Origin of the sequence: Spirosoma fluviale, assembly GCF_900230225.1 — a bacterium.
Lineage (GTDB): Bacteria > Bacteroidota > Bacteroidia > Cytophagales > Spirosomataceae > Spirosoma > Spirosoma fluviale.
Window position 1 is genome coordinate 221424 of sequence record NZ_OCNH01000002.1, and the last position, 21387, is coordinate 242810.

General features: G+C 48.9%; 19 protein-coding genes. 9 read left to right on the plus strand and 10 right to left on the minus strand.

Annotation, left to right across the window (positions count from 1 at the left end; genetic code table 11):
• Positions 1-342: 342 nt before the first annotated feature.
• The 3 genes from CRO74_RS11800 to CRO74_RS31285 form a co-directional block, all read right to left on the minus strand.
• On the minus strand, positions 343-651 hold the full coding sequence (locus CRO74_RS11800) for a hypothetical protein (protein ID WP_097126266.1): 309 nt from the start codon (positions 649-651) through the stop codon (positions 343-345).
• Between the two features lie 382 nt (positions 652-1033).
• Positions 1034-1912: an Rpn family recombination-promoting nuclease/putative transposase gene (locus tag CRO74_RS11805; protein ID WP_097126267.1), complete on the minus strand. Its 879-nt coding sequence runs from the start codon at positions 1910-1912 to the stop codon at positions 1034-1036.
• Positions 1913-2003: 91 nt separating this feature from the next.
• Complete coding sequence (locus tag CRO74_RS31285; protein ID WP_179830178.1) at positions 2004-2468, minus strand: HNH endonuclease; 465 nt, start codon at positions 2466-2468, stop codon at positions 2004-2006.
• A 566-nt stretch (positions 2469-3034) separates the two neighbouring features.
• Here CRO74_RS31285 and CRO74_RS11820 point away from each other — a divergent pair.
• The 3 genes from CRO74_RS11820 (at position 3035) to CRO74_RS11830 (ending at position 8575) form a co-directional block, all read left to right on the plus strand.
• On the plus strand, positions 3035-4204 hold the full coding sequence (locus CRO74_RS11820; RefSeq protein ID WP_097126270.1) for an AIR synthase related protein: 1170 nt from the start codon (positions 3035-3037) through the stop codon (positions 4202-4204).
• A gap of 66 nt (positions 4205-4270) precedes the next feature.
• A complete protein-coding gene (locus CRO74_RS11825; RefSeq protein WP_097126271.1) occupies positions 4271-5371 on the plus strand; it encodes a T9SS type A sorting domain-containing protein in 1101 nt (366 codons plus the stop codon).
• Positions 5372-5512: 141 nt separating this feature from the next.
• Positions 5513-8575, plus strand: a complete 3063-nt coding sequence (locus CRO74_RS11830; RefSeq protein ID WP_097126272.1) for an endonuclease/exonuclease/phosphatase family protein — start codon at positions 5513-5515, stop codon at positions 8573-8575.
• 77 nt (positions 8576-8652) lie between these two features.
• On the opposite strand, the gene CRO74_RS11835 is transcribed toward CRO74_RS11830, so the two are convergent.
• From CRO74_RS11835 to CRO74_RS11845, 3 genes are all read right to left on the minus strand, one after another.
• A complete protein-coding gene (locus CRO74_RS11835) occupies positions 8653-11763 on the minus strand; it encodes an efflux RND transporter permease subunit (RefSeq protein ID WP_097126273.1) in 3111 nt (1036 codons plus the stop codon).
• Between the two features lie 144 nt (positions 11764-11907).
• Positions 11908-12321, minus strand: coding sequence for a four helix bundle protein (locus CRO74_RS11840; protein WP_179830179.1), 414 nt, complete (start codon positions 12319-12321; stop codon positions 11908-11910).
• A 29-nt stretch (positions 12322-12350) separates the two neighbouring features.
• Positions 12351-13427 (minus strand): efflux RND transporter periplasmic adaptor subunit, encoded by a 1077-nt coding sequence (locus CRO74_RS11845; protein WP_097126275.1) that lies wholly within the window; start codon positions 13425-13427, stop codon positions 12351-12353.
• Positions 13428-13504: 77 nt separating this feature from the next.
• Between CRO74_RS11845 and CRO74_RS11850 the strand changes: the two genes are divergently transcribed.
• Together CRO74_RS11850 and CRO74_RS11855 are read left to right on the plus strand one after the other, a co-directional pair.
• A complete protein-coding gene (locus CRO74_RS11850; RefSeq protein WP_097126276.1) occupies positions 13505-13723 on the plus strand; it encodes a DUF433 domain-containing protein in 219 nt (72 codons plus the stop codon).
• Positions 13716-14045 (plus strand): DUF5615 family PIN-like protein, encoded by a 330-nt coding sequence (locus CRO74_RS11855; protein ID WP_097126277.1) that lies wholly within the window; start codon positions 13716-13718, stop codon positions 14043-14045. Before CRO74_RS11850 ends, CRO74_RS11855 begins: the two co-directional genes overlap by 8 nt.
• A 5-nt stretch (positions 14046-14050) precedes the next feature.
• Here the strand turns inward: CRO74_RS11855 and CRO74_RS11860 are convergent, their stop codons facing one another.
• Both CRO74_RS11860 and CRO74_RS11865 read right to left on the minus strand, forming a co-directional pair.
• Positions 14051-15439: a TolC family protein gene (locus tag CRO74_RS11860; protein ID WP_097126278.1), complete on the minus strand. Its 1389-nt coding sequence runs from the start codon at positions 15437-15439 to the stop codon at positions 14051-14053.
• A 42-nt stretch (positions 15440-15481) separates the two neighbouring features.
• On the minus strand, positions 15482-16093 hold the full coding sequence (locus tag CRO74_RS11865) for a TetR/AcrR family transcriptional regulator (RefSeq protein ID WP_097126279.1): 612 nt from the start codon (positions 16091-16093) through the stop codon (positions 15482-15484).
• 187 nt (positions 16094-16280) lie between these two features.
• On the opposite strand from CRO74_RS11865, the gene CRO74_RS11870 reads away from it, so the two are divergent.
• Entirely contained in the window at positions 16281-17174 is an 894-nt protein-coding gene (locus CRO74_RS11870) for a helix-turn-helix transcriptional regulator (RefSeq protein WP_097126280.1), read from the plus strand.
• A 29-nt stretch (positions 17175-17203) separates the two neighbouring features.
• Here CRO74_RS11870 and CRO74_RS31545 read toward each other — a convergent pair whose 3' ends face one another.
• Both CRO74_RS31545 and CRO74_RS11875 read right to left on the minus strand, forming a co-directional pair.
• The gene (locus tag CRO74_RS31545) at positions 17204-17368 is read right to left on the minus strand and encodes a hypothetical protein (RefSeq protein WP_218840213.1); all 165 of its coding nucleotides are present in this window, start codon (positions 17366-17368) and stop codon (positions 17204-17206) included.
• A 33-nt stretch (positions 17369-17401) separates the two neighbouring features.
• Positions 17402-17842: a DUF6934 family protein gene (locus CRO74_RS11875; RefSeq protein ID WP_097126281.1), complete on the minus strand. Its 441-nt coding sequence runs from the start codon at positions 17840-17842 to the stop codon at positions 17402-17404.
• A 141-nt stretch (positions 17843-17983) separates the two neighbouring features.
• Between CRO74_RS11875 and CRO74_RS11880 the strand changes: the two genes are divergently transcribed.
• The 3 genes from CRO74_RS11880 to cas5 are packed head-to-tail and all read left to right on the plus strand — an operon-like array spanning position 17984 to position 21382.
• Positions 17984-19771 carry a hypothetical protein gene (locus CRO74_RS11880; protein ID WP_097126282.1) on the plus strand — a complete coding sequence of 596 codons (1788 nt, stop codon included), beginning with the start codon at positions 17984-17986 and terminating at the stop codon, positions 19769-19771.
• A complete protein-coding gene (cas7i, locus tag CRO74_RS11885) occupies positions 19761-20657 on the plus strand; it encodes a type I-B CRISPR-associated protein Cas7/Cst2/DevR (protein WP_097126283.1) in 897 nt (298 codons plus the stop codon). Before CRO74_RS11880 ends, cas7i begins: the two co-directional genes overlap by 11 nt.
• An 11-nt stretch (positions 20658-20668) precedes the next feature.
• Entirely contained in the window at positions 20669-21382 is a 714-nt protein-coding gene (cas5, locus tag CRO74_RS11890; RefSeq protein ID WP_097126284.1) for a CRISPR-associated protein Cas5, read from the plus strand.
• Positions 21383-21387 lie beyond the last annotated feature (5 nt).

The window sequence follows — 21387 nt, forward strand, 5'->3', positions numbered from 1 at the left end:
TTGTCTTACTAGGGCGTTCGACCCTGTCAGCCGAGGCCCAGAAATTAAGGCCTAAACCTGCCTTGGCGAGGTGTTCAACCTGTCGCCCGACAAGCCCGAATTTGAAGCTAATTTATAGACTCTCATCCAACGACCGGGAAGGCTGATGGTGAGCATAGCGAGACATTTACACATATGGGAGGATGTATGCAATGTTTTTAACGGACTGATAATCAACAGACCAAAACATTGCATTTGCCGGGGGTTTGTTCGCCAGAACACGGTGGTGGTTGGGCTGCCGACTTTCCTATGGGACGTGCACCTTGTCATCAATAGGTTGCCTGCGCGAAGCAGACAACTGTGTTACTTTTTGCGTTCTCGAATTGATACTACTGTGATAGCATTTTGTGCCTCACCACATGAACCACCACGTTTAAAACGAATCCAAACGGAAGCGGGATACTTGATGGCCTCATAGCTACCATATGGTTCAGGAAGCTGATCCAACGAGCGATATCTACCTAAATCCGTTTCAATATCGTATCCGCCCATACACGCAGCAACAGCAATGTTAAAGCTAATGATTGTAGCTTTGATTTCGCCAGGTTCGGGTTGGTCTTTCTGACAACTACTCACAAGTAGAATTGCACAGAAGAGGTAAAGAGCTTTCATACTGGTAAAAGTTTTAGTGCCAACTATCTGTACTAAACGGACGCATTCCCCCTGTCGCCGGGGCAGTGGACGTTGAAGCCTAAAGCCTGACTTTCTAGAGCGTTTTTCTTGTCGACTGAACCTGCCCAATCAAACTTTCACCTGGCTAATCGGGGCGTTCGCCCTGTCAGCCGAAACCCGACAAAAGAGCAAAACCGCTTGTCTGGCGAGATGTTCGCCCTGTCGCCGATAACCCGCCTTACACGCCCATTTTGTTCGGTACACCCAACGCCACCATGGGATGATGACGAGCGTAGCGAGACATTTACACACATGGGATGTTGGGCTGTCAATTTTGACCTCGGGACGAGCGGCCTGTCACCGGAGACCTGCCTTATGGGTGTTAGGTTAACCCTCGTTGAATTTTAAGGACAAAATCAGAAGAGACTCCATTGTCTTCAGCTATTTCTTCAATTGTGAGTTTTCCACGATTGAGGGCTTTTTTTACTGCTTCTGCTTTTACTGCCGTTTCTTTTCGCTGCTCGGCTTCATGAATCTTCTTATTCTCATTCTCAACCGCCAACGCATTAGCCGAAAGGGTCATTTCGTAAGCCATCCGCTTTTCGGGAGTCATAGCCCGTGTGTCCAACTCTTTGATGGCCGCTTCTAACCACTCCTCATTCCAGAACTGGGGATACTGCTTGGGTTTAGTAGCTTTATGGATAGTCTTCATCGTATAAATGAGTTTGTCCAAATCGGTTTGAACGTTGGCTAAACGCTTTTTGAATTTAGCCAATTCTACTGTAATAAACGTAGTCTGATCGTCAATCAGTTCGCCTTTCTCATTTTTCAGAACAGCAACGTTATGGTAATCAGCGATGTGTGGAAATATATTTACAGCCAAAATGCCAATGCAGTAAATCTTGGGCAAACCTTCAAATCGGTATTTGCCTTTCCGAATTAACGTATTCAAACGGTAAAATGAGTAGAATTTCATGCGTTGAATGAAGTCAGGGTACTTGCTCAACTGCATTTCAACAATGAACTGATTCCCTCGCTCATCTACACAAGCTATGTCATAAACTCCGCTCCGGCTGTCTTTAGTCAGGCCTAGAATCTCGCTTTCAATAAACTCTACTTTGGTAATCGCTACAGGGGACTGGATAAGAGCCTGTAATGATCTGCGCAAGAACCGCGTGTCGGACTCATTGCCAAAGGTCACTTTGAAGCCGTAATCGGAGAGAATCGAGATAAACCGCTCATTGTCGTTGTACAAATCCATGTAGCAAAGTTACTCACGCAATGCCTAGGTACCGTCAACTAAACGGACACGGATAGAGATTAGACTACGTAAACCCATTTTTACAATGAAATTAACCATACTTTGTTTTATGAATTTTCTTGAACTCAAGTAAGCAAGCTATAAAACTTGATAGAGGCCTCGAACCGCCTACGATAACTGAATTCTCTCTATAGTATTCCTTAAACTCTTTCATCAATAGTAACTTTGAGTCATTTTCTTCTGGTAAATAGTTGAGTAAAGACATTACATCTTTAATTTCTTGAGAAAAGACCTTCTTTTTATTTTTCACCCAATTAACAAAATGGATAGGGTCTCTTGTATCTGGGCTTGATTGGTGGCATCTGCGACATAAAAGAACAAGATTAGCTTCGCAATTACATCCCCCAAATGCTTTCGGAACAATATGACATCTTTGCGAATAATCATGATTCGCCCAATTTTTAAAAATTTCAAAATCTTTTTCATCTGAGACATCCACATCTAATAAGCCAGCAAAAATCCCGCATGCCCAACATGATGGTTCGCCCCAATCCATGAGATAGTCGAAGTATTGGTATGAGCTTTCTTTCCAGTAATAGGCAATCTTTGCCCTACTTGGCATCCATTTTTTAACACCAATACATGAGGTATTATCTATTACATGAGGTATTATCTATATGATTCATGTTGTAATATAAAATATCACGGTTAAGGGCGTTCGCATTGTCAACCGGAACCCGGAAATAGAAGCCTAAACGCTACCTTGTCAGGGCGGGCGTCCTGTCGACCGAGATCCGATCAACGAGCAAAAAAGCCTATCTGTCCGATACGTGTAGCCTGTCGCCGAGACGCTGGCAAACAAGCACTTTATGGCCAGTTCACCCAACATGTTAAAGGGCGTAAAGTCACTTAATGACTTTCGGCTGATAATCAATTAGATATAGTTAAGTGTGTGAGTATATAAACTTTAACTATAATGCGAGTGATTATGTAGCAATTCTAGGTAATTGAGTTTATTTAAACAAGTGCAATAGGTCGTAAAACGTTTATTTATTCGGTTGTCGAAAAATAGGATATCTGGAAGGGATGAGGGTATGGGGCTTTTCTCCTTACCTTTGCGGCATGACTGACCGTTATGCCCAGCGCGGAGTTTCCGCCAGTAAAGAAGACGTTCACAACGCCATTGCCCAGCTCGATAAGGGGTTATTTCCCAAAGCTTTCTGCAAAATTGTGCCCGATACGCTGGCGGGTGACCCGGATTTTTGTACCATCATGCATGCCGACGGAGCCGGTACGAAATCGTCTCTAGCTTACTTATACTGGCGCGAAACCGGCGATTTGAGCGTCTGGAAGGGCATCGCGCAGGATGCTGTGGTAATGAATACCGACGATCTGATCTGCGCCGGAGCTACCGGACCCATGCTGCTGTCGTCGACCATTGGCCGTAATAAAAACCTGATTCCCGGCGATGTCATTGCCGAAATCATCAACGGCACCGAAGAGGTTCTCCAAATGCTTCGCGATCACGGCATCGAAATTTATAGCACCGGGGGCGAAACCGCCGACGTTGGTGATCTGGTTCGGACCGTTATTGTCGACAGTACGGTCATTGCCCGGATGCGTCGCGATCAGGTGATCAGTAACGACCGGATTCAGGCCGGGGATGTTATCGTTGGTCTGGCGTCGTTTGGTCAGGCAACGTACGAGACAATCTACAACGGCGGGATGGGAAGTAACGGACTCACCTCGGCCCGCCACGATGTACTGGCTCACTACCTGGCCGGGCAATACCCGGAAAGTTTTGATCCGTCCATTGATAAATCATTGATCTATAGCGGTTCGAAACGATTGACGGACGTCGTCTCGACCGGAGATACGGACACAACGGTTGGCCAGCTTATCCTGTCGCCCACGCGTACGTATGCCCCCGTTGCCAAAAAGCTGCTGGATGAACTCCGGCCGCAAATTCACGGGATGGTTCACTGTTCGGGTGGGGCGCAAACGAAAGTGCTACACTTTATTGACAACCTGCATATCATCAAAGATAACCTGTTCCCAATTCCGCCCCTGTTCCGATTGATTCAGTCGGAGAGCGGTACGAGCTGGCAGGAAATGTACAAGGTTTTCAATATGGGGCACCGATTGGAAATCTATCTGCCCGAAGCTCATGCACAGCAGGTTATCGAGATTTCACAATCATTCGGTATCGATGCGCAGGTAATTGGGCGGGTTGAAGCCTTTGCCGGAAAACAGGTAACCATACAAAGTGAAGTCGGTGAATTTGTGTATTGAGTGACTTATTGATTTTATTGATACCTTGCAGGAGCCTTGATGTGATAGACACATTGAGGCTTTTGTATGAAGAAAGGTGTCTGTATTAGTCTGCTCTTCTTGTGGTGGCCAATAGCGTTTGTTTGGGCGCAGACAACACCTTTTACGGCCTCCTGGACATTTGAAGGAAACGATAACGGCAACACATCGAGCGGATTGGTCGCGGCATCCAGCGTTACGTACACGGGCGTAAATCGGCTGGGGATAAATCCGTTCACCAGTGGCTATGTCAACCTGGGCGTTAACGTGCAGAACTGGTCGACTTCAGCTTGCAACCAGACCGAATACGTCCAATTTTCCGTACAGCCCCTTGGTACCGCCAGGCTTACGCTGATGTCCCTGTCCTTCGCCTTTGCCCGTTCAGATCAGGGACCGACGCAGTTGACCGTACGGTCGAGTGCCGATGGGTTCGGCAGTAATATTCACTCGCAGGGCATCAATACAAATTTTCAGGTGGCGTCTATATCGTTAAATGGGGCAGGGTTTATCAATCAGTCGGGTGCCGTAACATTTCGTATTTACGCCTGTAGTCCGGCTGCTGGGGGCGGTACACTTAAGCTGGATGAGATTCAACTGAACGCCAATGTGCTGCCCGTTACGTTACTTTCGTTCAGCGCAACCCCCAAAGGCGACCGGGTTCAACTGGCCTGGCAAACGGCTAGTGAAAGCAACGCCAGCCACTTCAGAATTGAGCGCAGCCTGGATTTAAGAGAGTTTTTTACCGTTGGTAAGGTCGTTGCCGGAGGTACCACCAACGAGCGGCAGTACTATGGATTAACGGACAGTAACCCCCATCCCGGTATTAACTATTACCGGCTGAGCCAACTGGATTTTAATGGTACCGTGCATACCTATAAACCCATATCCGCGATTGTCAGTCTGTCTGACCCGGTAGTGACGGTGTACCCGAATCCTGCCAGTCCCAACCGTATCCATATCCGGCTTTGGAATGCCGATGTAACAGCCATTCGGTTGCTATCCGGCACAGGTCAGCCACTGGAAGGGCGGCTGGAGCGTGGGTTGGGTGAGGCCGACCTGCTCTTCGCGCATCCCTTGCCAACGGGGGTATATACGTTGGAAGTACGGCTAGATGATAGAAAGAAGCTGGTTAGAGTTCTTATTCTGTAAGCCTTTATTAGCACATTATCCCCACAAAATGACCGGATAGTCGGTTTTTCGGGTAAAAGGACGTCAAAGCAGAAACTTAATAATTACTTAATTGGTGAGGATGTATTTTTGGTAGGTCAAGGTACTTAATCACACTCAACGATGAATCGAATTTTACAGGTGCTGCTAGCTGCCTCTTTGTGGCTGATAACCGTTGCTGGCTTTGCCCAGACAACGCTGGTTCAATGGAATTTTGAAGGGACACCCGGTTCGCTGACTGCCGCTGCCGCGTCGACAATTACTGCCGACAATGCCGCTTTTGGCTCGGGCGTAACCAGTGTTACGTTCGTAGCGGGCAGTGGAGGAGGACGAGCCTACACCGGAACGGGCTGGAACGTAACAAGCCCGGATGCCAACAAGTACATCCAGGTTAGTCTGGGGCCGGTGGCCAGTTATACCATGGCATTGTCGCAGCTAAGCTTCGATGAACAGCGTTCCGGTACGGGTCCAACGACCTGGACGCTGCGATCCAGTCTGGACAACTTTGCCACGGACATCAACACCACGCCCACCTCGACCACGTCGCCTACCTCAAACGGTTCATTTACGTCGCGGGTGGTGTCGCTGAGCGCCAATGCAGCCTTTCAGAATTTAAGTGCGCCGGTAACGTTCCGGATTTATGGCTACGGGGCCAGCGGCTCGGGCGGAACCTGGCGATTTGATAACATTACCGTAAATGGTACGGTTGGTCCCCTCGATCCAACAGCACCTCTTATATCGGTTAATCCCGCTTCGCTATCAAACTTTGCCGCCGTTCCCGGCACGCCTTCATCGGCTAAATCCTACACAGTTTCTGCTGTCAACTTAACGGCCAGCCTCGTGCTAACAGCGCCAACCGGCTATGAGCTTAGTAAAGACAACGGTACCTCGTATGCGGTAAGCCAAACGCTGACCCAGTCCGGGGGTACGGTTGCCGCTACTGTCATCAATGTTCGGCTAACGGGCGCTGGTAGCGGAACAGTTAATGGGGCCATCACGAATGAAAGTGTGGGGGCAACTACGCAAAATGTGGCCGTCAGTGGAACCGTCGATGTGGCGAATGGCCCAACGCCTATCGCTACAGCCCGCGGGCAAGTGGGCACAAGCGTCACCATTCAGGGGCGTGTAACGGTGAGCAACCAGTTTGGTGGTAAGCTGTTTTATATACAGGATAACACCGGCGGTATTGCCGTCTACGACCCTACCACAAGCTACGGCAATCAAGTCCAACTCGGCGATCTGGTGCAGGTGAGTGGACCAGTAGCACTTTTTCAGGGGAAAAAGGAAATTAATGGCGTTACGGCGTTTTTAAAGGTCAATGAGACAAACCAGCCCGTTACACCCCAGGTCATAACAATTCCGCAGCTCACATCCGGTACTTTTGAAGGACAGTTAGTAACGGTACAAAACGCTACCATTGGAGGATCGGGTGGCACGTTTCAAGGGGGAGCTGCTGGGACATATCCGCTCACAACCAGCGATGGTGCCGCCGAGTTGTTTGTGACAAGTGCCTCCGATCTGGTGGGCGCAACGAAACCTACGGGTACGCTGTCTGTAACGGGTATTGCCGATCGCTACATACCGACGGATGCGTCGAAGAATGTCATTCAACTTAACCCCCGCGCCATATTTGATATTCCGGGTTCGGAGGTGCCACCGCCACCACCAACCATTACGACTTGCCCAACTACGCGCGATATTTCCGACAACGACCAAACGTTGAGTCTGGTAAGCTGGAACCTCGAATGGTACGGTTTTGATGGCGGTTCGTACACCTGCACCAATGGCTCCCGAACGTATGCGGATAATGGCCCAACGAACGAAGCTCTCCAGGCTCAGAACGTTCGGTCGGTGATGGACGCCTTCAACGCCGATATTTACGTGCTGCAGGAGGTGAGCGACAAAAATCTGCTGATCGCCAATCTACCGACGGGTTACGCCCTTAGCTGTTCGGATCAGTACACATCGTACTTCTTTCAGGATTTGTGTGATGCCGGTGGGAATCCGCAGGGATTCAACCCGACAAGCCTCAACCAGAAAGTCTGCGTGATGTATAAGACGAGCGTTGTCTCGATGATTCCCGCCGAGAGCAAGCCCTTGCTGGCCGACAAATACAATTACACCGCTACGCCCCGCAGCGATGCCTGGGCGTCGGGGCGACTGCCTTATCTATTTGTCGCCAATGTAACGGTAGCCGGTCAGACCCGGAAACTGCACATCGTGGATATTCACGCTAAGTCAGGCTCGGCTCAGGCTGATTATAACCGTCGGAAACAGGATATTATCGACCTGAAGGCTGAATTGGATGCTACTTACGGAAGCGCCAACCTGATTATTGCCGGTGATTATAATGACGATGTCGATCAGTCCATTGCCGCCGGTAATCCGTCGTCATACGCCAACTTCGTGAGCGATGCCACGAACTATACGGTTGTTTCCAGCGAACTAAGTACAAACGGGTGCAACACCGACGCCAATTTTACCGACGCTATCGACCACATCATGGTCTCGAACGAACTGGCGGCTGCTTACATTGCCGGATCGGTGGCTTCTGTACGGCCAGCCGTTGTTAACTACGCGCTTACTACCTCAGACCACTATCCAACGTTCGCCCGCTTTAATTTAGCGAATGCCGGAGCCCCTCTACCCGTTCGCCTGTCGTCTTTCGGAGCCAGGGCCGTTGGCGAGCAGGTCGCTTTGTCCTGGACTACGGCCAACGAAACGAACAGTGCTTATTTCGAGGTCGAACGGAGTATAGATGCGCGTGAGTTTGGGGCTATTGGCCGCGTGGCGGCTGCGGGCGATGCAAAAACTACGAAAACCTACGGCCTGATTGATGAACGACCCCTGAGCGGTACCAGCTACTACCGGTTAAAACAGGTTGACCTTGACGGGCAGACGGCTTACTCGACCATCGTATCCGTCGTGATGGACAACCTGACACCCGCCATGGAACTGCTTGGCAATCCGAGCGAGAATCAGGCTATTCGGGTGGCTATTCGCAACCTGCCCAACGCTGTCTATCGCTTAACGACCTTCACCGGGCGTGAGCTTCCTGTGCAGAGCCAAGCTCAGGCAGACGGATCGTTGCTGTTCACAACCGCCCAGACGCTTAGCCCCGGCGTATACCTGCTGCGGGCCGATTCAGGAACTACCCGCATTGTTCGGAAAGTAGTGGTGAGGTAGATTGTAGTGCAGACCGAGACGGTCTGCACTACAGGACAAGGCGTGCCACGGTTCCAACCTTGGCACGCCTTGTCTTTTCATACTAAAACCGGCTCCTGCTCAACTTGTGCCATCTCCTTTATCTCAACTCTTGGCGGTAGTAATTTATACAATACCGGCGTCACGATGCGGGAAAGCAGGGTGCTGGAAATAAGTCCGCCGATCAGTACCCAGGCCAGGGGCGAATACAGTGGGTTGCCTTCCAGAGCCAGCGGCATCAGACCGCCAATGGCCGTCAAGGAGGTTAGCACAATGGGTACGAACCGCACTTCGCCCGCTTCTTTGATGGCGTCTACCAGCGGTACACCCCCTTCGCGCAGGTGATTGGTGAAGTCCACCAGCAAAATTGAATTCTTGACCTCAATACCGATCAGAGCGATCAACCCAATGATGGCCACGAACGAAAAAGGGATGCCGGTTAGCAGCAGGGCCGCAATGGCGCCAATGATACCCAGCGGAATAACCGACAGCACAATCAGGGTACTTTTTATGGTGCCGAACTCCAGAATCAACACGGCCAGGAACCCGAAAATCGTGATCAGAATAATGGTACCAAGACCGCCAAACGACTGTTCCCGGCTTTCCAGCTCGCCCGCAGCCACGTATCGGAAACCGGTGGGAAACTTCATGGCATCCAGTTTTTGCAGCACATCGGTATAGACATTGTCGACCAGGAAACCCGTCTTGACGAAGGCCGTTACGGTTACGAAACGATCTTTGTCGTAATGCCGAATGAGGTTGGTACCCGTCTCGAATTGCAGGTCGGCGACCTGACGCAGGGGCACCGCGCCACCGGTTACGCTATTGACGTATAAGTTGTCCAGTACAGACTGGTCTGCCAGGCGTCCTTTGGCCAGGGTGACATTGATCGTGTAATCGTCATCGTCGTTGGGAGCTTTGAATGTCCCCACATTCAGCCCTGCAATGGCCAGACGAATGGTGCGGTTTATATCTGCGATCGACAGGCCCAGTAAACCCGCTTTCTCTTTGTTGATCTTAACGCGGAGGTCCGTTTTTCGGTTGGCCAGCGGGTTGTTTACGTAAATGGTACCCGAGGTTTGTTTCAGAATTGTTTCCACTTTGGCGGCTACCGTTCGGAGGGTGTCCAGATTCTCGCCAAATACCCGGATAGCCACCGGCGCTTCCTGATTGGGCCCCTGCTCAAAATCCTTTACTTCAATTTTAGCGTTGGGGTACAGCGCAAATTCATCGCGGTATTTGTCAATGATCGCTCGTTTTTCGGGGGGGGCTATGTCGTTAAGCTGCACGTAAAACTGCGAGAAGTTAGCCGACTCATTCCGCTGAACAATGTTGTAATAGATGCGGGGGTTACCCTTGCCAACGTTCGTAGTAAAATGCAGAACGGCGGGGTCACCTTTCAATTTACTCTCGACATACCGCGCTACCCGGTTGGTTTCGCTTAAGCTACTGCCGTCGGGTGTTTCGATGTTGATCAGGAACTGGGGTTTTTCGGAGGCTGGAAATAACCCAAAACCCACTTTACCCGCCAGGGATAACGCCCCGCCAAAAATGGCCAGCGCGATCAGTAACGTAACAACCGGGCGATCCAGGGCAACGTTCAGTAACCGGCTGTAGGAACCGCTTATGAGCTTTTTCAACGCCCGCATGAATATGTTTCCTTCCGGATTGTGCTCTTCTTTCAGAATTCGGCTCGACAGAAAGGGCACGATGGTCAGGGAAACTACCAGCGATGCCAGAATGGTTGTCACGACGGCCATCGGCAGCGACCGGATGAAATCGCCGGAGGCTTCGGGCAGGAAAAGGAGGGGCAAAAATGCCAGAATCAGTGTAACGGTACAGCCAATGACGGCCAGCGTAATCTGACTGGTGGCTTTGATGGCCGCTTCTTTTTTGGAGTATCCGGCGCGCAGATACCGTTCAATGTTCTCCACCACCACAATGCTGTCATCCACCAGAATGCCCAGCGCCACAATCAAGCCGACAATACTCAACTGATTGATGCTATAACCAAAGGCGTTGAGCAGCGACAGACCGATGGACAACGACAGCGGTATGGAAATCATAACAACCACAGCCGCCCGAAAACCCAGTGGCAGCAACGTGAGCGATACCAGCAGAATGGCAATGGCAAAGTCGAGCGCAAAGTGCGACAACCGTTTGCTGACACTGGCTGCCTGGTCGAAATTCTTGACCAGTTTGATGTGCGGAGGGAGCGATTTGCCGAAGTCCTCGATAATTGGGTTGATCTTCTTTCCCACCTTATCGATGTTTTCGCCTATTTTCTGACTGGCCGTTACCAGTACCGCCCGGTGACCGTCGAGCCGGGTAATGTGCGTTTCATCTTCGAGGTTGTAATCAACGTCGGCAATGTCGCGCAGGTAAATGATCTTCTGCGCATCCACGCCGGACGCAGCCACGCCGGGCCTATTACTCGATACAATAGTGTTCCGGATCTCGTCCAGCGACTGGTAATCGCCCGCTGTTTTAACGTTGAACTTCCGGCTGCCCACCTGAACGCTGCCGCCCGGAATATTGGCATTTTCAGCTTGTAGCGCCCCGATAACACGGTTCGTTGATATGCCTTGCTGGGCCATCTTTTCAACGTTGAGCGACACCCGTACAACACCGGCGGCATACCCCCAGTCCTGAACATTTTTCAGGCTGGTGACTTTTTCCAGCCGCTTCTTCAGTTCATCGGCATAGTTGCCCAACTCCTTATCCGACGCCACTTCCGATTGCAGGGCCACCTGAACAATGTTGACGTCGGAAGGCGAAAATTTGAGGATGTCAATCTTGAAAATATCGGTGGGGAGTTCCTGTTTTAGGGCGCCCACCTCCCGCACTACTTCCTGGTATTTTTCGTCGGGATCTTCGCCATATTCGTAGGAGATACGAAACACGGCCAGTCCGTCGTCTACGCTGGTGATAACGTGTTTGATGTTATCAAGTTCGTTGAATCGCTTCTCGGCCGGGTCAACGACCAGTTCTTCCATATCGAGGGCATCGGTGCCGGGATAAACGACGGCTACCGCAAATTCAGGCGCGGTAAATTCGGGGTCTTCGCCCCGAGGCATGTTCAGCAGGGAGTTGACGCCAAGCGCGGCCACCCCCAGGAACAGCACCAGCATAAACTGCCAGTTTTTGACGGAAAAGGATGATAACATAATGTATAATGATTAATGAATGATGTATAATGGTCAATGAATAATGATTAATGCATGATGGAGGATGATTGGTGATAGTTGAATGATCTTATCGTCCATAGCCTTACTCGTGTACGTTTTTCATTGTGCATTAATGTTCTTCAAGCTTCATTTTAGGTGTTCACGCGTGGTTTTTATGATAGCTGTAAGTAATCGTATTAGCTCATTAGTATCATTAAGTAGGGACGTAGACATGGTTTCATCGATATAATCCGTGGCGTGTAGTAGACGTAGCCAGTACCTGGTTTCTTTTGCTTCTTTAAGCGAAATGCCAAGTTTAGATGCAAACTCTTTTTTGGTGAATGCTGCATCGGCTTCCTCAATATTGGCACCTATAGACGTTCCGCTTCGAAGAATCTGCTTCGCTAATGGAGCAATATCAAAATGTTTTTTGTAGAGCCATTTGTGAAGCTTTATAATTCGGATAGCAAAAATGAATGATTTTTCAAGTACTGCATTTGGCTTTTGTTCGTAACTGAATTCTGGCTCGAAAACCCAAAATTCATTTATTTGACCTTCCATAGAATTATACATTTTACATTAGCCATTATTCATTTAATTACCACTGTCGATTCTTCGGTGAGAAAGGCAGATCCTGCCGTAACGACATCTTTTACGCCAGATAGGCCATTTGTCAGTAAAACCTTGTCGCCTTCCAGAAAACCGATCTGTACCGGGGCTTTACGAACATGCAGTGGTCCTCCCTTTGGTTGCGCATCGGCCAGTACATACACAAAACCGTCTTTCCCGTTCCCTTCCACAATGGCTTCGACTGGCACGAGGACATAGCTGCGGCTCTGGGAGGGTACGAGCGTTACTTTAGCGAACAGGCCGGGGGCGAATTTAGCTGTGCCGGGGTCGACGCGTATTTCCACTTCGTAAAGCTTGTTGACCGGATCGGCGGCCTGAGCCAGCTCTGTAACGGTGCCGTTAAACGTTTTACCGGGATAGGCGTCGAGGCTGATGCTGGCCCGATTACCCAACCGTAGCCGCGCCCAGTCTTTGTCGGACACGCCCACGCGCACGACCCAGTCGCTCCGCCGGTTCGAGGAGATCAGGTACACCGAGGCTCCGGCGGGTACAAACTCTCCGGCATTGGTCACTTTGCGGGTTACCGTTCCGTCTACCGTCGAATGGATTTGCGCGTAATTCCGGTTGAACTGGGCAATGGTCAGGTTCTGTTTGGCAACGTTGGTGCCGGTGGTGGCATTTTGAAGTTGTTCGAGGGTGGCGGCTGTGTCGGCGTAAAGGCTTTTCACGCGGCCGAGGTCACGTTCGGCTTTTTCGTTGGCCAACTGCGCCTGACTGACCTGAGCGTTGATTTCGGTCAGGTTGAGGGTGGCGAGTAACTGCCCTTTGCGAACGGATTGCCCTTCTTCCACGAACATCCGGTCGACGATACCGCCCACCTTAAACGATAGCCGCGCTTCCTGAGCCGACGAGACCAGGCCAGAAGCCACGACCGGCTCGGCCCGAACAACGGTACTAACGGGGGTTAGTTTGACGGGAACAACTACGTCTTCGGCGGCTGGTGCTGCCTGACCGGCGGGAGCTTTGTCTGCTTTACTGCTGCACGCCCAGGTCACGACGGCCAGAGACAGCGAGAGAAGAATATGTATTGGTTTCATGGGGTCAATTGTTTGCTAAGACACTTTTACTAAGTTGTATTTGTTTCTACGCATGGAGGGCATTACTATAGGCAATCATGAATCAGATCATCACGATACATCCAGATATTCAGAGTGGAACGCCGGTTTTTTTCAACACGCGCGTTCCGGTTAAAAACCTTTTCGACTATGTTAAGGGTGGTCATACTGTGAATGAATTCATTGACGATTTTCCTTCAGTTAAATACGAACAGGCTCTGGCTGTACTGGATTTAGCTGTATCAACCGTAACTCTTAATTTTGCTGCGCGTGCCTAAACTTTTGTTGGACGAAAACTTGCCAAAAAAATTAAAATATCGCTTTGGTGAAGGATACGAGGTGACGACAGTTCCTGAAAAGGGTTGGCAGTCTCTTCGTAATGGCGAGCTACTTCAGGCGATGAACCAAGATGGTATCGAATATCTTGTTACAGCAGATAAGAATTTGAGTTATCAGCAAAACTATCGCAAATGGAAAGTCAGACTGATTGTTTTAGATACACTTGATAATCAGTATGAAACCGTTTTGCCTTTCGTCGATAAAATCAAAAACTTATTTGACCAGGGTGTTTTACCAGACTATAGCTTAATTGAACGGTAGAAAATTCATTGCCCAACTGCTACAGCGCGGTCCAGTGCGGCCCGTTTTACAAGTACATCCATACGCGCCAGTGAATGCTGAAGCTGGGCCGTGAGCCGGTCGTTCTGATACCGCAGAAACTCGATCAGCAGCGATTGCCCATTGCGGTATTTACTGTCGATAACCTTAAACGTCTGGTCGGCGTTAGCCATCCCGCTTTGCGTAGCGGCCAGACTTTCGGTGGCGGCATCCAGGTCGTAGTAGGCCTGTAACACCTGCAACTGAATCTGCCGCTGCACCTCCGTTAGCCGGGTTTGCAGCGCATCGGACTGAATCTTAGCCTGTTGAATCTTCGACCGTTTTTCGTACCCCCGGAACAGATCCCACTGTAAACCCACCTGTGCCACTACGTAAGCCTGATTCTGAAACGTGTAGCCGAAGCCCTGAAAACCCGTATTGGCACCAACAAACACGTTCGGGATATTGGCATTGGCTTCGGCCAGTTTCACCGCCGTTTGGGCCGCTCCCAGCGAGCTTGTGACCTGGGCTAACTCCTGCCGACCCAATAGAGCAGTGCGTTGCAAATCGGCCACGTTTTCCGGCGACTCGGGCAGGATCTTCGTAAGCGAAGAGTCGACGTCAATGATGGCCTGCAAGTCGCGGTTGAGCAGAAAATTGAAGTACGCACGGGCCGTTTCGCGGTTTTTGTGCGCTACGGCCAGTTGCTGATCAACCTTACTGGTTTCGTAACGAGCCGAAGTCACCACTTCTTTGGTTGCCACATTATTACGGACCAGTTTCTCGTTCAGGCGGGCCAGTTCGGTAAGTACATCACGCGAGTTTTGGAAGATACGTATAGCGTCCAGCGTTTGCAGATACTGGTAGTAAGCCGTAGCAATGGTATAGCGTAATTCGTTTTCGACAACCCGCCGGCGGGCCTGCTGCGAGGTAAGTAGTTGTTTTTGAATAAGGTAGTTGTACTGAATATCGGTGTTGAAAATAGCGTAGCTGACACTAAACTTGGTATCGTGGAAGTTGTTGGGAGCCAGTAGCTGGTTGACGTTCTCGATGTTTGTCGGGAATCTGTCCGAGCCTGTCAGTTGATTGAGGGCTTTGTAGGCCGGGTTGAGCAGATCGCCCACCGGAAACTCCAACCGACGCCCACCGGCTGCCAGTGAGTAGGTTGGGCTGAACGCTACACGCGGATAAAACAGGGATTTCGCCTGGTTCAGGGATTCCGTGACGCGGCCAATCTCCAGCGACTCCTGCCGGAGCGCCAGGTTGTTGGTTAACCCTTCCCGAACATACCCTTCCAGTACCGCCGAAACGCCAGTTGGAGCGGGTTGTGCCGCTATCGACAGGGGGATTAATAGCCCCAGATAGCGGATGTGCCTGGTGATGAGACTTGTAATCATGGGTCAGTTAATGAACAGTGTTTAGTGTATGGGTAAAAAATTTTAGAGTCCTTTTCGAAGCGTTTCGCAGAACAGGTTGAACGAATCATCCATAATAACGGGCACATCGCATTCAGCAAACATGCCCAGCCGTTTACGCAGAAACAGAGCTGTGTAGCCATGAATACTGCTCCAGATCATCATCGCCGTTGACTGAATGTCGTGTTGCTGAAAAACACCGGCATCCATGCATTCCTGCACGACCTGCATGAGCAAACCAAAGGCCTGATCGCCTTCCACCCAGTCTTCCTTATCGAGCTTATCCATGGGAGCCGTCATGATAAACATCAGGTCGAACAATTCCGGGTTCTCCACCGCAAACCGGATGTAAGCACGCCCCATTTCAACCAGTTTTTCAAAGGGGTCATTCAACAAACGCAACGGCTGAAACTCGGCTACCATTTTGGCGAAACCACGCTGGTGCAGGGCAAAGAGCAGTTCGTTTTTATCTTTGAAATACAGATAGATCGTGGCGGGGCTGTATTCAATTTCGTCGGCAATGTTGCGAATACTCACCTTCTCAAACCCATTGGTCAGAAACAACTTCAGGGCCGCTTCCAGAATAAGCTGCCGCATCTCTTCCCGCTCCCGTTCTTTCCGTTCTGTAATCCCCATTGACTCATTAATTAACAATGCAAATTTACTGAACAGTGTTCAGTAAATCAGAACTAGTTCTAAAAATTTATAAATAGATTGAGTAAACGGTAGATATGCTCCTTGATTTAGCCCTACTAGCTATTACTTGTCAACTTAAATTCTTTTCTTGTTGCCTTGTTTATCCACACAACGTATTGATTGACGCATGGCTGCTCAGCAGAACTTAACGCGCACGCTCAAACTGATCAGGTTGCTGAAACAGCGCCCCGGCAAAACCCTCGGGCAACTGGCGCAGCTTCTGGAATGTAGCCCCCGCCACGCCCGGCGGTTTATGGATGCGCTGGAAGAGGCTGGATTCATTATCGACAGTGAAGGCAAACGGCCTCCCCGATTTTATCTGTACGAAGACGAGCGAAGGCAACGGGCTAATTTTACGGAAGAGGAAGCGCAATTGCTTCAGGAAGCGCTGGCTTCTATTGCAAGCATAAACCCCTTACTGGCCCCGCTCCGTCAGAAAATTTATCAGTATTCGACGCTGTTGCCCATCGCCAATGGCCTGGTGGACCAGCACCAAAGTCATGTCGTGGCTCAACTCGCCGAAGCCATCCGCGACCGGCGGCAGGTGCGGCTATTGCGGTATCATTCCATCAACAGCAATTCCATTAGCGACCGGCTGGTAGAACCCTATAGTTTCTCGGAGAATTTTACCCGCTTGACGGCTTTTGAACCCGAATCCAACACGGTAAAAACGTTCAAGACGCAGCGTATCGAAGATGTTTTGATACTGGATCTGGCTCAGGAAAACCCACCATCTGAAATCCTGACAGACCCATTCGACTGGCCGGGCGAACCAAGAAATGTATCGGTACGACTTACCTATCAGGCGTATCACCTATTAACAGAAGAATTTCCCGTTACGCGACTGGACATAACGCCTAATCCTGATGATACGACTTTTCAATACCGGTACGAAGGAACCGTAAATAGCTGGATCGGCATTGGCCGGTTTGTGTTGGGTCTACCGGGACAAGTGCAGGTCGATGGCCCGGAAGCGTTTCGGGCGTATTTGCGGGGGCGGGTGGGGGAGGTTAGCTGGTGACAGCGGGTGTCTGGGTGGTGCGGATGGAGTTACAACTTGCTTTTCCGAATTTCTTCCAGCTTATCCCAGTCAACATTTTTTAAGACCGTATTCCAAGCGTAGTCGGTCTTTGCCTGAGCGGCTTCTTCGACAGAAGCAAATTTACGATCCAGCGGATGTTTCGATTCTTTGGTTTTCCCGGAGGAAATGTTCACGACGGTTAGCATAGCAAATAGCTTTTATCAATACTACAAATGTTTTTGAAAGATAACAAAACCGCTGTACGATTTATTGCGCTCAAATGGCTCAGGAATACCATTGACCAGGCCATATATAGCCAAACGCTGGGTCGCCACATCAAGTTCGCGGGCGATAGCTGCCTGATACAGTCTGGTTCTTGCTGGTGTACTTCCCACAAACGAAACAGAGGCATTAGGGTACTGTTCGAAAAATACGAACATCGTTTGAATGACAGTTGCCAAAATCTTATCCCGATCACCATTATCGCTTATCGAAAAATCATCCAGTTGATTGTACTTGTCAATGTCAGCCAGAACCAGATTGTACAAATTCGGAGGGGGCAGCTTTTGATAAATAATCACCTTATGAATAGTTCGATGACCTACACTGATAAAGTTAAAGCGCAGGACTTCTTTGGAAGTGGTGAATTGGTAAAAAGGTTGATTCATAGAGTAGTAGCCACAGGTGAAATCTTTTGTATATAGTCACCAAAATATGCACAAAAGTAAATAAACTAACCAAAATGGTTTTGTGACAAACTGTGTCACTTTAATGAATTTGATTTGCTGAAAAGAAAACGAGGAATATGTATGACCGAAATATCTTTTACTCAAACACATAACGTCTTTCTCGACAATGGCATCGTTGGGTTATACCGCTATTTACTGAAGGCTGAACGGCCGGACTTATTACCAACTGAACTTGACGCCTTGAAAGTTTTCCCTCTTCAACGGAGCGTTCATTTTGGCTTAGAACCGACCCGACTCTGGATCAAACATGATGACTTGTTTACACTGCTCGAAGCTTTGTACTACGGGATGGGCCATGAGGTATATGATACCTATACAGACAAACAGTTGGCCGAAGGCGGTAATCTGTATTTCAAAGAAGTTGATGGGCGACTAGTGGATAAACCGTTTCCCAAAATGAACACGTATGGATTGACAGAGCTATTAACTAATAATGCCCAGGGAACAACACCGAAAGAGGAGGATACGAAAAAGATTGAGGCAATCAGAAAAGATAATTCTGATCTAGCAAAACAAATCGAACAAGCGTTTGAAAATCGGAAGTTAAAGTTGCTCAGTAAGGTCTATTTCAACGAACCTTACACTAAACTAACAAGGCTTGAACCACCTTTAAAAGCCCACTTCGATCCGGGTTCTAACCCCTGTTACCTTACAGGAGAACCACTGAAGCGATTGGTTGATGCACAAAATATTTCGCCATTCTTTTCTGGAATTTCGGCCTTTCGTTCGCACCGTAGCGGAAACGATACTAAAATCAGCTGGAAAGCACTCTATTTGAGTCGGTTTGCAGCAGCGACTTGCTTTTATCAGTATCCGAGTAAATTACGCGACGCCCTCAATGTCTATCTGGTATATTCAGACAACCTGACAAATTTATTCGACTTACTTAATGACCGTTTCGATCCGATCACTAAGCCTGCCGATGTGCTCCGAAAACAGGAATTTATTGCCAATTTTCCACAATCAGATGATGCTAACCCCTTAGGGCGTAGTGGCGATTTTATCGGACGTAGCGAGAATCTATTTTACTTATTATACACGCTTTATACGAGTGTTTTGAAAGGCAGGCAATCCCTTGAAGTACGGGAGTTAATGCGAGAGTTGGGCGTTGCTGATAAAACGATTGGTCTGGTATCCATGCGGGCAGAGTCTTTTGCCGCAACGATGCGCCCAAATCAATTCGAGAATCTCCACCATGTCAAATTCATTTTTGCGTTGATTCACAAATTGGGGCAACAGGGCGTATCCATTCCCACTGTTTTGCAGAGTCTAAAAATTATTAAGCCATCACTGCTTTCTCATCGCGACCGCTACCGTATGGAGCGACAGTTTCGGGAGCGAATTGTAAGCAAAGTATTGAATGCCCAAAGTGTTCTGGCCGATATAGAAACATTTTTTGATGACTGCTACGGATATCTGCTTGACGTACTAAACGACCCATCAAAAAATATCGGCTTCAAGCGCTATAATGACATCTTAGACTTTACGAAACAATATGAACTCATTATCAACCAAAGTATTATGCAGAACGAAGATTTACAGAAACGTGCGCTTGGGTTAGGTGCGCAAGTCGGTCAGGGCATTCTGAATTATAATAAAAATGACCGAAAAACTAATGCAAGACAAGGTCGTAAATACATTATTTCCCTACGAAAGTCTAACCAGTTTGCAGGATTCATGGACCAACTTGCTCGGGTACAATCCAGATTCACACTTAGTATAAGCCGTGATTTACTGGAAGGTATCAATGAGGAAAACTACAATTGGATCAAGCAATTCGTCATTATATCAGCATTAAACCAAATCAATTCTGAACTAAGCCCCAAAGCTAAAACCAATGAAAACTAATAGCCTCACCATTACTTACCTGTCTAAAGTTTCGTTTGCTAGCCTCAATGGGGGCGATAAGGAAGTAGACAACATCGTGACTATAAAAAAAGTCACCCTAGATAACGGAGATCAACTGCCATACCTCTCATCACAGGCAGTTCGCCGGGCCCTGCGGGATAAACTTGAAGAACTCGGTGAAACTATTTCACCCGTTGCTACTGCCAGCGAAGACAAGGGTGCCGCTAAAACTCAACTCGATCCCGTAAAGTACATCGACGACGATCTATTTGGCTTCATGGACGCTGCTAAAGGGAAAGACGCTGAGAAGGGTAAAGCAACGGTTCGTACTTCGCCAGTACGTGTCGAATCTCTTTTAGCCTTAACCAAATTCCACGAAGACCTTGATTTTGGCACAAACTACATGGCAAAAAAGATTGGGGGCCAACCTAATATTTTTGAAACCGAAATTCACTCTGGTATTTATCGTGGAACCATTCTAATTGAACTGGACCGGGTCGGCGCGGGTGAAGGATTTGAGAAGGCAGGTACACTACCGGGAGCTGAACGTGCCCGACGTATAATCGCTTTCCTTGATGCTTTTCAAACCATGTGGAGTTCGGGGCGACAATCACGATTTCTCGCTGACATTTCGCCTAAGTTTATGGCGGCTGCCTGTATGCGGTCTAAAAATCCGATTTTTTTAGAAGCCGTCAAAACTGACCGCACGGGTCAAGTCGATGTAGCGGCCCTGCAAACAGTGCTGGCCGACTATGAGCCATTTATTCAATCGTCTGTTTTAGCAACACAGGAAAGTGTTTTTGGTAAAGCTGAGGGAGTTGTAAGCTTAAAAGAAGGTTTTGCAGCTATGAAGCAGTGGGTGAATACGTACTACGAAACCGTTTAAAACACTTTGCCATGTTGTGCTGTACAATTGAATTAAAGTCTGTAACAGCCTCGTTCAGAAATCCAGAGTTCCAAAACTTCCATAAGTCGTTTCCATTGCCTCCCCCTACAGCTCTAATTGGGCTGGTGGGGGCCGCATTGGGGTTGCCACCCCGGCAAACGCAGGATTTTTTAGATACGAATGGGTTTAAAGCAGGGGTATCGGGTAAGGGGCATGGAATGACCCAAGACCTCTGGAAATACGACCGGCTAAGTGGTACGGGGAGTAGTATTATTCTGCGAGAATTGTACGTACACAACCATTATTGGCTAACATTTGGTAGTGAAAATCATGAAGCCGTGGAGCAGCTAAAACAAGCATTCGACTCCCCATTTTACGCCCTTACACTCGGTCAGAGCGACTCATTGGCTAAAGTGGTTTGCACTCGTTTGACGGACGAAATTGTGGATGGGCAAACGCTGGAAAATACGCTGGTGGAGGGTGATATTGTTCCTCTTATCCTGGAACAAGTCCTATACGGTGGTACATTTTCGCTGAGCCTGAGTACTGCCGATCCAATAGCTTATCAGTTGCCAACACGCTTTACTTACAAATCCGATTACGGAATGCGAACTGTGTCAGAACGGAAATTATTTTCGTTTGTAGGTCCTCGTGTAACATTTCAGAATCGGGCGTTTAGTGGCGTACAGGTCGGTGATGTATTTGTGCCACTTTTCACACTTTGACTATC

Bases quoted from the DNA above. Each gene is read 5' to 3' on its own strand.
- CRO74_RS11825 (WP_097126271.1), top strand. From the start codon at position 4,271: ATGAAGAAAGGTGTCTGTATTAGTCTGCTCTTCTTGTGGTGGCCAATA.
- cas5 (WP_097126284.1), top strand. From the start codon at position 20,669: ATGTTGTGCTGTACAATTGAATTAAAGTCTGTAACAGCCTCGTTCAGA.
- CRO74_RS11820 (WP_097126270.1), top strand. From the start codon at position 3,035: ATGACTGACCGTTATGCCCAGCGCGGAGTTTCCGCCAGTAAAGAAGAC.
- CRO74_RS11870 (WP_097126280.1), top strand. From the start codon at position 16,281: ATGGCTGCTCAGCAGAACTTAACGCGCACGCTCAAACTGATCAGGTTG.
- CRO74_RS11880 (WP_097126282.1), top strand. From the start codon at position 17,984: ATGACCGAAATATCTTTTACTCAAACACATAACGTCTTTCTCGACAAT.
- CRO74_RS11850 (WP_097126276.1), top strand. From the start codon at position 13,505: ATGAATCAGATCATCACGATACATCCAGATATTCAGAGTGGAACGCCG.
- CRO74_RS31285 (WP_179830178.1), bottom strand. From the start codon at position 2,468: ATGGATTGGGGCGAACCATCATGTTGGGCATGCGGGATTTTTGCTGGC.
- CRO74_RS11845 (WP_097126275.1), bottom strand. From the start codon at position 13,427: ATGAAACCAATACATATTCTTCTCTCGCTGTCTCTGGCCGTCGTGACC.
- CRO74_RS11840 (WP_179830179.1), bottom strand. From the start codon at position 12,321: ATGGAAGGTCAAATAAATGAATTTTGGGTTTTCGAGCCAGAATTCAGT.
- CRO74_RS11860 (WP_097126278.1), bottom strand. From the start codon at position 15,439: ATGATTACAAGTCTCATCACCAGGCACATCCGCTATCTGGGGCTATTA.
- CRO74_RS11830 (WP_097126272.1), top strand. From the start codon at position 5,513: ATGAATCGAATTTTACAGGTGCTGCTAGCTGCCTCTTTGTGGCTGATA.
- CRO74_RS11875 (WP_097126281.1), bottom strand. From the start codon at position 17,842: ATGAATCAACCTTTTTACCAATTCACCACTTCCAAAGAAGTCCTGCGC.
- CRO74_RS11800 (WP_097126266.1), bottom strand. From the start codon at position 651: ATGAAAGCTCTTTACCTCTTCTGTGCAATTCTACTTGTGAGTAGTTGT.
- cas7i (WP_097126283.1), top strand. From the start codon at position 19,761: ATGAAAACTAATAGCCTCACCATTACTTACCTGTCTAAAGTTTCGTTT.
- CRO74_RS11865 (WP_097126279.1), bottom strand. From the start codon at position 16,093: ATGGGGATTACAGAACGGAAAGAACGGGAGCGGGAAGAGATGCGGCAG.
- CRO74_RS11805 (WP_097126267.1), bottom strand. From the start codon at position 1,912: ATGGATTTGTACAACGACAATGAGCGGTTTATCTCGATTCTCTCCGAT.